Below are 10,097 nucleotides of genomic sequence, written 5' to 3'. Positions count from 1 at the left end.
GTTCTTGTAGGACCAGCGCTCGCACAGCACGCGCGGGAAATTGATCCAGGCCGAGCCACGGATGTGGTTGGCATTGGTCATCAGCGCATGGCCGCCGAGATGTTTTTCGAAGATACGCTCACAGACGGCGATCGATTCCTGCTGCGACATCGCGCCGAAGCCGAAGGCACCCCAGGTCTGTTCGCTGCACTCGACGATGAACGTCGCCGTGTCGCTGTCGAACTGGTAGGCGTGCGCCCAAACCCAGCCATGCTCGGTCTTCTCGAAGATGAAGGTGAAGGCGTCGTCGAATTTCTGGTTGGTTCCGAGCCAGACGAACTTGCATTTGCGGGTGTCGATGTCGGGCTTGAAAATGTCGACGAAACTGTTGCGTGCCCTGGAGTTCAGGCCGTCGGCAGCGACGACCAGATCATGCGTCTCCATGTAGGGCTTGGGATCTGCAATGTCGGTCTCGAACATCAGCTTGACGCCAAGTTCGCGCGCCCGGCGCTGCAGCAGGACCAGCAGCCGCTTGCGGCCGATGCCGCAGAAACCGTGCCCTGACGAGACCGTGCGCACGCCGTCATGGATGACGGCAATGTCGTCCCAATAGGCAAAATGCTTCTTGATCCAGACGGCGCTGACCGGATCGTTTTTCGACAGATTGTCGAGCGTTTCTGCCGACAGCACGACGCCCCAGCCGAACGTGTCGTCGGCGCGGTTGCGCTCGAACACCGTCACATCGTGCGCGGCGTCACGGAGCTTCATCGAAATGGCAAAGTAGAGGCCGGCTGGCCCGCCGCCGAGAACCGCAACCTTCATCTGTGCGATCTCCTCTTCGCTTGCTGGAGTTCAGTATCGCGCCGGCGACACGATATTTCAAGCTTAAAGTTTTATATCAAAACGATTGTCCTGACATGGCGAAAGCGCGCCTGCGTGTCATCGCGCAAGCACGCTGCTGGATCACTTTCCCGGGCTCTTCGGGCTCCACAGCACCGTCTCGGCGCCCTTCTCATAGGCCATGCCATCGGGATAGCTGATCGCTTCCAGTTGCAGCCCCCACGGCGCCTGGAAATAGAGGATGGTCTGGCCGGCGGCCGGCCCTTCCTTGACCGGCAGCGGCCCCATCCGCGTCTTGACGCCCTTGCCTTCGAGATAGGTTTTGGCGGCTGCGACGTCGTCGACATAGAAGGCGATGTGGAAGCCGCCAATGTCGCTGTTCTTCGGCGTCAGGTCCTTCTGGTCCGGTGCCGTGTATTTGAACAGCTCGATGTTCGAGCCGTAGCCACAACGCACCATGGTGACCTCTTCGATCACCGCCTTCGGATCGACGCCCAGAAGATCCTGCATGAAGGTGCCCTTGTCGTCGGCGAACGGACCGAACGACATCGCCTTCTTGCAGCCGACCACTTCGGTGAAGAAGTCGACCGCTTGCTTCATATCGGGAACGGTGATGCCGGTGTGGTCGTGGCCGCGCATGCCCGGGATCGAATCCGCCGAGGCCATGCCGGCGCTGCCGAGCATCGCGGCGGCGAGCGTTGCAATTGCGATTGTGGTCTTCATGTCAGTCCTCTCCATTTGACGGGACTTGGGTCTTTGTGGCCGCACGTCCGAGGCCCGCGGTTCGGCGTGCGTATGCATTCATGTCGGCGCCTTGGCGGCGGAAGAAATGTCCAGCCAGCTCGCATCGATCTCGGGCAGCGGAATGGCCGCAATGAGATCGCGCGTGTAGCTTTGCCGCGGCTTGTCGAACAAGGCGTCGGTGGCGCTCGCCTCGACGATCACGCCCTCGCGCATGACGATCACTTGCCGGCACAGCCGCCGGATGACCGACAGATCGTGGCTGATGAAGGCGACGGTCAGCCCCATCTCTGCCGCCAGCTTCTCCAGCAGGGTGAGGATCTGCGCCTGCGTCGAGACGTCGAGGCCGGAGACGATCTCGTCGGCGAGCACGAATTTCGGCGCCAGCGCCAAAGCGCGGGCAATGCCAACGCGCTGCCGCTGTCCGCCCGACAGTTCGTGGCGGTAACGGCTGGCAAAGCTTTGCGGCAGGCCGACGCGCTGCAGCGCCTCGGCGACGCGCGCCTTCAGATTGTCGCTGAGGCCGTTCTGTTTAAGCGGCGCGGCGATAATGCTGGCAATGGTGCGGCGTGGGTTGAGCGACGACATCGGATCTTGAAAAATCATCTGCAGATTGCGGCGCAGCGGCCTGAGCTCCGCTTCGGGCAGATGGGTGATGTCGCGACCGTCGAAAGTTATGCTGCCGACGCTGGGCTCCAGCAGGCGCACCAGCGCGCGGCCGAGCGTCGACTTGCCCGAACCGGATTCGCCGACAATGCCGGTCACCGAGCCCCGCGGCAGGTCGAAGTCCAGGCCTTTCAGGATCTCGGCCAATGGCGCCCGGCCGATCAGCGGCTTGCGCGTCATGTCGGGCAGCGCGACTTTCAACCCGCGCACGGAAAACAGCGGCTCAGCCATTAGGGAGCCTCCAGGCCTGGTCTGCGGCAGCGATCTCTGAAGCAAGCCCGGCGAGTACTTCGTCGTCCACCGGCTTCAGCGAGGCGAAAGGATCGGTGTAGCGTGGCGTCGCCGCCATCAGCGCCCGTGTGTAGGGGTGCTGCGGTGCGGCGAAGAGCGCTGCGGTCTCGGCCTCCTCCACCACCTTGCCGGCATAGAGCACCGAGACCTTCTGGCTGATCTTGGCAACGACGCCGAGATCATGGGTGACGAACAGGATCGCCGTGCCGTGCTCGCGCTGCAACTGCACGATCAGCCGCAGGATCTGTTTTTGTACGGTCACATCAAGCGCCGTGGTCGGCTCGTCGGCGACGATCAGCCTTGGCTCCGCGGCGAAGGCGGCAGCGATCAGCACCCGCTGGCGCATGCCGCCGGACAGTTCGTGCGGATAGCTTTTCAGCACGCGGTCGGGATCGCGGATCTGCACCTCGTCCAGCAATTGCCGGATGCGGGTATCGGCCTTCTCGCCACTCCAGCCGAGAATACGCACCAGCCGGTCGGTCATCTGCGAGCCGATGCGGCGCGACGGGTTGAGCGCGGTCAGCGGATCCTGCGGGATCAGTGCCGTGCGTGCCCCAATCAGCGTGCGTCGTGCCTTGGGCTGCAATTTGCCGAGGTCTTCGCCCTCAAGCCGCATGTCGCCTTCGACAATGCGCACGCTCGACGGCAGCACACCGAGCACCGCCTTGCCGATCATCGTCTTGCCGGCGCCGCTTTCGCCGACCAGCGCGCGGACCTCGCCGGGCTGAACGGCAAGCGACACCGAGCGCAATACGCGCTGCCCGTTGGGCAGCACGGCGCTCAGATCCCTGATGTCGAGACAGGCGCTCATCGCAGCACCGGATCGAAACGCGTCTTCAGCGCCTCGCCGAACTGGCTGAACGACAGCACGGTGAGGATCAGCGTGATCAGCGGAAATACGAGCACCCACCAGGCCTGGTGGATCGACAGCCGGCCCTCGGCGATGATGCCTCCCCAGGTCGGGTCGTCGGTCGAGATCGACAGATTGACGAAGGACAGGATCGCCTCGACGATGACGGCGATGCCCATTTCCAGCGACAGCAGTGCCACGATCGACGGCACCACATTGGGCAACACTTCGCGCAGCATGATGCCGATGCGGCCGTAGCCGGCAATGCGGGCATTCTCGACATAGTCCATGCGCGACTGCCCCATCGTCTCGGCACGGATCACCCGGCAAAAGCGCGTCCAGTCGATGATGGCGATGGCGAGAATGACGGAGCTCAAGCCCGTGCCGAGCACCGCCACGAGCAATATGGCGAACAGCACCGGCGGAAACGCCATCCAGACATCGACGATGCGCGAGATGATGCGGTCGGCCCAGCCGCCGAAATAGCCTGCGATCAGGCCCAGCGTCGAGCCGACCAGGCAGGCGGCGATGGCGGCGGCGAAGGCGACGATGAAGGCGATGCGGCCGCCGAAGATCAACCTCGACAATAGATCACGGCCGAGGCTGTCGGTGCCGAGCCAATAGCCGGGCTCGGCACCGCTCACCCAGAACGGCGGCAGCCGCTCCAGCATCAGATCCTGCGCCAGCGGATCCTGCGGCGCGACCAGCGGCGCGAAGATTGCCGCCAGCAGCGCCAGCAGCAGCCAGCCGCCGGCCAACCACAAACGCGGCGAGATACCACGCCTTCGAGCACGACCCTCATCCATGGCGCAGCCTCGGATTGAGCAGCGCGTACATCATGTCGACGCTGAGGTTGATCAGCACGAACAGCAGCGCGAAGACCAGCACAATGCCCTGGATCAGCGGCAGGTCGCGGTTGATGACGGCATCGATCGCCATGTTGCCGAGGCCTTCATAGGAAAACAGCCGCTCGACGATGACGGTCCCGCCGATCAGGAAGGTGAACTGCACGCCGACCAGCGTCAGCGTCGGCAGCGCTGCGTTCTTCAGCGCCTCGCGCAGGATGACCTGGGTTTCCGAAAACCCCTTCACCCGTGCCAGCACGACATAGTCGAGGTCGAGCACTTCCTTCAGCGACTGTTTCAGCAGTTGCGAGATGATCGCCGCCAGCGGCAGCGCCAGCGCCACGGCCGGCATCAGCATGTGCTTCAGCAGATCCCAGGTCAGGTCGAGGCGCAGGCGCAACAGGCTCTCGAACAGATAGAACTGGGTGACGAAGGGCAGGTCCAGTTGCGGCGACACCCGGCCGGAAATGTCGAAGATCGGCACCAGCACGCCGAACAGCAGGATCAGCACCAGGCCCCACAGGAAGTCGGGAATGGAAAGCGCCGCGCCGCTGGCGATGTCGATGCCGGCCTCGACTACCGTGCCGCGCTCGCGCGCGCCGATGACCGCCGTGGTGCCGCCGATCGCCACCGCCATGATGAGAGCGACGATGGCAAGCTCCAGCGTCGCCGGCAGCCGGTTGAAGACCAGCCCGAGCACATCCTGCCGCAGCGAGATCGAGGTGCCGAAATCGCCCCTGGCCACACCGGACAGCCAGATGAAGAATTGTTGCACGATGGTCTTGTCGAGCCCATAGAGCGCGCGCAGCCGGACAATGTCGGCATCCGTCGCGCCGGGGGGCAGCATCATGGCGATCGGATCGCCGGGCGCGACGCGGATCACGACAAAGACGACGACGGCCACGCCGAACAGCGTGATCAGCATCGTCAGCAGACGGATCAGGAATCTTTGCAGGAGCATTCTGGCGCAGGCCTAATGCGTTTCAGTGACTGATGGAACGAAAACCCCCTCGTCCGGCCGCTTCGCGGCCACCTTCTCCCCGAGGGGAGAAGAGGTCGCCGACGGCTGAGCCGGTCTCTTCTCCCCAGCGGGGAGAAGGTGGCCCGAAGGGCCGGATGAGGGGGCCTGCGACGTTAAAGAAGACACGCCGTCTCGCGAACGGCGTGCCTTCCCATATTGGTCAGGCCGGGGTCATCAGGGCCGGCAGCAACGCGCCGGACACATGCTGCACCACATTGACGCCCTTGGCATGCACGATGGGCTGCGCATACTGCATCAGCGGCAGCACATAGGCCTGCTCGGCGATGTATTTGTCGACCGCTTTCCAGCCGGCGATGCGCTTGGCCTCGTCCTTTTCGCCCCACAGCGGGTTGATCATGTCGATCAAATCCTGGCTGTCCCACACCGAATGCGGGCTCGGGCCGTACATGGCAAAACCGGTCGAGGTGGTCGGATCGCCGATGGCGTTGCCCCAATTGTAGAATGCGGCCGGCGCCAGCTTGTCGGCGGCGCGCAATTCATAGTGCTTGGCGATCTCGTAGACCTCGATCGTCGCCTCGATGCCGACCTTGCGCCACATGCCGACGATCGCCTGGATCATCTCATAGTCCTTGGGCTTGAAGCCCTTGGTCGTCTGGATGGTGAACTTGACCGGCTTTTCCGGCGAATAGCCGGAAGCGGCCAGCAATTCCTTGGCCTTTTCCGGATTGTGCTCGACCTTGATCGACGCGTCGTAGGATGCGTATTCCGGCGTTTCCAGCGTATCGATCGGCTGGCCGTAGCCGCGCAACAGGCGATCGACCAGCAGCTTCTTGTCGACGGCCATCACGGCGGCCTGGCGGACGTTCTTGTCCAGCATCGCCTCGATGTCGTTGAAGAAGATCATGCCGATGTCGGAGACGTTCTTGCACGAGCCTGCCAGCCCGTCCTTGGCGATCAGCCGGTCGTATTCCTCATAGGGGATTTCCAGCGTCACCTGCGAGGAACCGGATTCGATCTCGGCGACGCGGCTCGCCGCATCGGCGACGAACTTGATCGTCACATTCTCGAAGGCCGGCTTGCCGCCCCAGTAGTTCGGGTTGGCCTTGAGCCGCAGGAAGGCGTTGCGCTCAAACTTTTCGACCATGTAGGGGCCGGTGCCGATCGGCGCCTTCTCGAAACCTTCGGCGCCGACCTTCTCGTAATAGGCCTTCGGCATGATATAGCCGGTCAGGAACGACATCCATTTGAAATAGACCGGGTCGAACTGCACGACGTCGCCGGTGATCTTGTTGCCGTCGATCTTGAAATTGTTGACGTTCTTCCAGACGAACTGGATCGGGTTGCCGGTCTTTTCGTCACCTGCCCGCTGCAGCGACCAGACGACGTCCTCGGCTGTGAATGGCGAGCCGTCATGCCAGGTCACGCCTTCGCGCACCGTCATCATGATCTTGGTGCGGTCGTCGTTCCAGCCCCATTCGGTGAGCAGGCCCGGCGCGAAGGACAAATCGGGCTTTTGCGGGATGAACTGGTCGAACACCGACTGGTAAAGCCCCTGGATGGTCGGGTTGACGGCCGACGGGCCGGTGGTTGGATCCCAGGATGGCAGGTTGACGTTGTAGGCGATGGTCAGTTCGCCGGCAGCTGCCTTGGCGATCTGCGGCAGGCCGACGGCGGCCACCCCGAGTGCCGCGGCGCTGTATCCCAGCAATTCCCGTCTGTTGATTGTCATGGTCGTTCCCCTTGTTGGTTTTGTTTCTGCGCGGCGTCTTCAGGTCATTGGTTCAGGCTTCTTGGGCAGCAGCGCCTTGCCCCTCGTAGCCTCAAGGAAATCTCCGGCTGCTACCTCCCGCCAAGCTGTTGTGCGAGCATGAAGCCCGACGCCGCACCGGTGCCGGCGCCCGGCCATGTCGCGGCCCCGGTGAGATGCAGATGCGCCACTGGCGTGTTCCAGCCGGCATAGCCGCGTGCCGGGCGGAATAAAAAGTTCTGCGCCAGATGGTGGCTGCCGCAGACCTGGTCGCCGCCAACGAGATTCGGGTTCTCGCGCTCAAGATCGATCGGCGAGAAGACGGCGCGGCCGAGGATCTTGTTGCGCAGGCCGGGCGCATAGGTCTCGATGATGTCGAGGACACGCTCGGCGTAGGCTTCCTTCACCTTGTCCCAATGTGCTGGCGCGATCTTGCCGGCGGCATCGCCTGTGATTTCGGCGGGCAGCATGCGCACCTGCACCCACAGCACATGCTTGCCGTCAGGCGCCCGCGACGGGTCGATCGCCGTCGGTTGGCCGACCACCAGCACCGGCTCGTCCGGCAGCATGCCCGCCATCGCCTGCTGATAGGTGCGCGACATGGCGTCGAGCGACGGCGACAGATGCACATAGGCGAACTGCCGAAGCTCCGCTCCGGCGCGCCAGTCGGGCAGATCGTCGAGCGCCAGATGGATCATCATCGTGCCCGGTGCGTGACGGAATTTCTGCATCGCCGTGTCGAAGCCGGCGTCGCCCGAACCATTGGGCAGCAGCTTGCCGGTCAGCGCCTTGGGCGCGACGCCGGCGATGACCGCCTTGGTAGCGGTATGCGTCTCGCCCGAAGCGAGCCGCACGCCGGTCGCCTTGCCGGCGGAAACGGTGATCTCGGCCACCTCGGCGCCGGTGACGATCTTGCCTCCGGCTGATGTGACCATGCCCGAGAGGGCACGAATGATGGTGTCGGCGCCGCCCTTGCCCAGCACCATGCCGAAACTCTGGTTGGCCATCGATTCCAGATAGGGGAAAACCGCACCGCCGGCGATGTCGGGCGCGAAGTCGAGATGCATGCCCCAGGTGGCGAGCGTTGCCCTGATATGCGGCGACTCGAAAGTTTCCTCCAGCCAGGCGCGGGGTGAGGACAGCAGCAGCCGGCCGGTATCGAGCGCCCCAGACATGCCCTTCTTGCGCCACAGGTTCCACGCCGTCCCGGAAAGAGCGCGGGCGCTCATCGGCGATCCCAGCAGCCGGAACAGGTGTTCGGCCTCCGCCGGGAAGGCGGCGACCAGCCTGCGCCATGTCTGAGCGTCAGGGGCGGAGAAGGCGGCGATGCGCGCGGCGGTCTTTTCCAGGTCGTTGCTGACGCCGAACCAGCGTCCATCGGGGAATGCGCTGGCGAAACAGTCGGTGACCGGGGCGAACTCCAGCCCCTGCGCTTTCAATTCATTTGCATATTTCCGGTGGAAGGCCGAGCCGGCGAAGAGGCTGAGATTCATCGCGCCGAAATCGTGGCGGAAGCCGGGGAGGGTGAATTCACGGGTCTGGACGGCGCCGCCGATTGTTGCACTGCGCTCGAAAATCCCGGTTTTCCAGCCTTTGAGCGCCAGATGCGCGGCGCATGCCAGACTGTTGTGGCCCGCCCCGACAAAGATGGCGTCGAACTCGCTCACGCCTCGCCCCCATTTCCTTTATGCTTAAAGATAATTGCAGATGCATATGTTTTCGTCTAGTAGGATATTAAGGGCCGAGACGAGCCTTGATCATCACACGAAAGAGGGAACTTCAGACCATGGACACCCAAAAACTCCTCGGCGAAGTCGCCGGCCAGCTTCTTTCAGGCGCCATCAAGGTGGTCGACCTGTCGGCGCCGCTCGGGCCGGACACGCCGTTGATCAAGCTGCCGCCGGAACTCGCCGTCGACACGCCGAAGGTCGAGATCCACAACATCTCCCGTTACGACAAGAACGGTCCGTGGTGGGCCTGGAACTGGCTGAAGCTCGGCGAACATTCCGGCACGCATTTCGACGCGCCGCAGCACTGGATCTCCGGCAAGGATTATCCGGACGGCGCCACCGACACCATTCCGGCGCAGAATTTCGTCGGCCCGGTCAACGTCATCGACTGTTCGAAGGAAGCCGCCGCCGACCACGATTTCCTGCTCACCGTCGACCACATCAAGGCTTGGGAAGCCAAGCATGGCGCGATCAATGCCGGCGAATGGGTGGTGATGCGCACCGACTGGTACAAGCGCAACGGCTCGGAAGCCGAATTCCTCAACGCCAACGAGACCGGCCCGCACACGCCCGGCCCGACGGCCGAAGCCATCCAGTTCCTGATCGGCAAGGACATCAAGGGCTGGGGCTCGGAGACGATCGGCACCGATGCCGGCAAAGCCGGTGGCATGGAGCCGCCGTTCCCGGCGCACACGCTGATGCACAAGGCCAACCGCTACGGCCTCGCCAGCCTCTGCAACCTCGACCAGTTGCCGCCGAAGGGCGCCATCCTGATCGCTGCACCGCTCAAGATCGAACACGGCACCGGCAGCCCGATCCGCGCGCTGGCGCTGGTGTCGAAGGGTTAGGCGAAAGCACGCTGAAGTGAGCCAGCCGGATCACATCATCGTCGGCAGCGGCATCAACGCGCTGGTCTGCGCGGCGATGCTTGGCGGCAAAGGGGCGCGTGTGCTCGTCCTCGAGCGCAACGACTGCATTGGCGGCTGCATGCGCACCGAGGAGATCACCGCGCCCGGCTTCATCCATGATGTGATGGCGACGACCTTCGTGCTGTTCATCACCTCGCCCGCCTTTGCGGCACTGGGCGCCGACCTTGCTCGGCACGGGCTGGAATTCTGCCACACGGGCACGCCGACCGGCGTGCTGCGGCCGGACGGCAGCCACGCCGTGCTCAGCACCGACCGCGCTGCCAACGTCGCCGCCCTCAATGCGATCGCGGCAGGCGACGGCGGCCGGCACGCGGATGATGTCGGCGGCATCGAGCGCAATGCCGGCCTGCTGTTCGGCTTGCTCGGCGGCAGCCTGTGGTCCTATCCGACGGCCAAGCTGCTGGCCGGCGATGGCTGGCGGCGTGGCCCGCGCGGTCTTGCCGCCTTTCTCGGCGAGGCACTGGTGCCGGCGCGCGGCTGGCTGGAAAGCACCTACC

9 protein-coding genes and 1 pseudogene are annotated in these 10,097 nt (G+C 64.0%); 2 read left to right on the top strand and 8 right to left on the bottom strand.

Translation table 11 applies throughout. The features are described from left to right. The 8 genes and pseudogenes from EN943_RS30305 to EN943_RS30270 all read right to left on the bottom strand — a co-directional run. Positions 1-801 (bottom strand): annotated as a pseudogene (locus EN943_RS30305) (bifunctional salicylyl-CoA 5-hydroxylase/oxidoreductase); the annotation flags it as partial. A gap of 141 nt (positions 802-942) precedes the next feature. After that, positions 943-1,542: a VOC family protein gene (locus EN943_RS30300; protein WP_127415783.1), complete on the bottom strand. Its 600-nt coding sequence runs from the start codon at positions 1,540-1,542 to the stop codon at positions 943-945. A 78-nt stretch (positions 1,543-1,620) separates the two neighbouring features. Continuing rightward, positions 1,621-2,457, bottom strand: a complete 837-nt coding sequence (locus tag EN943_RS30295) for an ATP-binding cassette domain-containing protein (protein ID WP_127415782.1) — start codon at positions 2,455-2,457, stop codon at positions 1,621-1,623. Then, positions 2,450-3,328, bottom strand: coding sequence for an ABC transporter ATP-binding protein (locus EN943_RS30290; protein ID WP_127415781.1), 879 nt, complete (start codon positions 3,326-3,328; stop codon positions 2,450-2,452). Before EN943_RS30290 ends, EN943_RS30295 begins: the two co-directional genes overlap by 8 nt. After that, the gene (locus EN943_RS30285; protein ID WP_127415780.1) at positions 3,325-4,173 is read right to left on the bottom strand and encodes an ABC transporter permease; all 849 of its coding nucleotides are present in this window, start codon (positions 4,171-4,173) and stop codon (positions 3,325-3,327) included. The genes EN943_RS30290 and EN943_RS30285 overlap by 4 nt, the downstream gene beginning before the upstream one ends. Then, entirely contained in the window at positions 4,166-5,173 is a 1,008-nt protein-coding gene (locus tag EN943_RS30280; RefSeq protein WP_127415779.1) for an ABC transporter permease, read from the bottom strand. The genes EN943_RS30285 and EN943_RS30280 overlap by 8 nt, the downstream gene beginning before the upstream one ends. A 220-nt stretch (positions 5,174-5,393) precedes the next feature. Then, positions 5,394-6,923 carry an ABC transporter substrate-binding protein gene (locus tag EN943_RS30275; RefSeq protein ID WP_063171146.1) on the bottom strand — a complete coding sequence of 510 codons (1,530 nt, stop codon included), beginning with the start codon at positions 6,921-6,923 and terminating at the stop codon, positions 5,394-5,396. A 110-nt stretch (positions 6,924-7,033) separates the two neighbouring features. Further along, a complete protein-coding gene (locus EN943_RS30270; RefSeq protein WP_127415778.1) occupies positions 7,034-8,608 on the bottom strand; it encodes an NAD(P)/FAD-dependent oxidoreductase in 1,575 nt (524 codons plus the stop codon). A gap of 119 nt (positions 8,609-8,727) precedes the next feature. Between EN943_RS30270 and EN943_RS30265 the strand changes: the two genes are divergently transcribed. Further along, positions 8,728-9,519 carry a cyclase family protein gene (locus EN943_RS30265; RefSeq protein WP_127415777.1) on the top strand — a complete coding sequence of 264 codons (792 nt, stop codon included), beginning with the start codon at positions 8,728-8,730 and terminating at the stop codon, positions 9,517-9,519. Between the two features lie 16 nt (positions 9,520-9,535). After that, a partial coding sequence (locus tag EN943_RS30260; RefSeq protein ID WP_164778458.1) for an NAD(P)-binding protein occupies positions 9,536-10,097 on the top strand: 562 nt, incomplete at its 3' end.

The sequence above is a fragment of the Mesorhizobium sp. M7A.F.Ca.US.006.01.1.1 genome (assembly GCF_003997935.1).
GTDB lineage: Bacteria > Pseudomonadota > Alphaproteobacteria > Rhizobiales > Rhizobiaceae > Mesorhizobium.
Note: the sequence above shows the minus strand (reverse complement) of the source record. Positions and strands in the feature narration are given on the sequence as shown.